The following is a 659-nucleotide window of genomic DNA, read 5'->3' as shown; positions in this document are numbered from 1 at the left end:
GACCTGGTGCGTGGTCAGGTGGCGGTGGTGTTGGGGCATGTGGATGCGGGGGTGGTGGATGCGTCGCGTGCGTTCAGTGAGTTGGGGTTTGATTCGTTGACGGCGGTGGAGTTGCGGAATCGGTTGGGGAGGGTGACGGGGCTGGGGTTGCCGGCGACGTTGGTTTTTGATTACCCGTCGGTGGAGGCGTTGTCGGGGTTTTTGCTGGGTGAGTTGTTGGGTGGTGTGGGTTCGGCGGCTGGTGTGGAGCCGGTTTCGGGTTCGGTGTCGGGTGTGGGTTCTGGTGGTGGGTTGGTGGTTGAGGGTGATCCGGTGGTTGTGGTGGGGGTGGGGTGTCGGTATCCGGGTGGTGTGGTGTCGGCGGAGGGGTTGTGGGGTTTGGTGTCGGGTGGGGTTGATGCGGTGGGTGGTTTTCCGGTGGATCGGGGTTGGGATGTGGAGGGGTTGTTTGATCCGGATCCGTCGGTGGTGGGTGCGTCGTATGCGCGGGAGGGGGGTTTTCTGTCGGATGCGGCGGAGTTTGATGCGGGTTTCTTTGGGATGAGTCCGCGTGAGGCGTTGGCGACGGATGCGCAGCAGCGGTTGTTGTTGGAGACGACGTGGGAGGCGTTGGAGCGGTCGGGTATCGATCCGGTGTCGCTGCGGGGGAGCAGCACGGG

The 659-nt window shown here is 64.0% G+C and carries 1 protein-coding gene; it reads left to right on the top strand.

Going from position 1 to position 659, the window contains the following annotated elements:
- Positions 1-659 (top strand): acyl carrier protein (locus tag SCA03_RS34855; protein ID WP_230989125.1); only part of this gene is annotated, 659 nt, incomplete at both ends.

Source organism: Streptomyces cacaoi, from assembly GCF_006539165.1.
GTDB classification, from domain to species: Bacteria; Actinomycetota; Actinomycetes; order Streptomycetales; family Streptomycetaceae; genus Streptomyces; species Streptomyces cacaoi.
The sequence above is the reverse complement of the archived record's forward strand: the minus strand, read 5'-3'. Positions and strand labels throughout refer to the sequence as shown.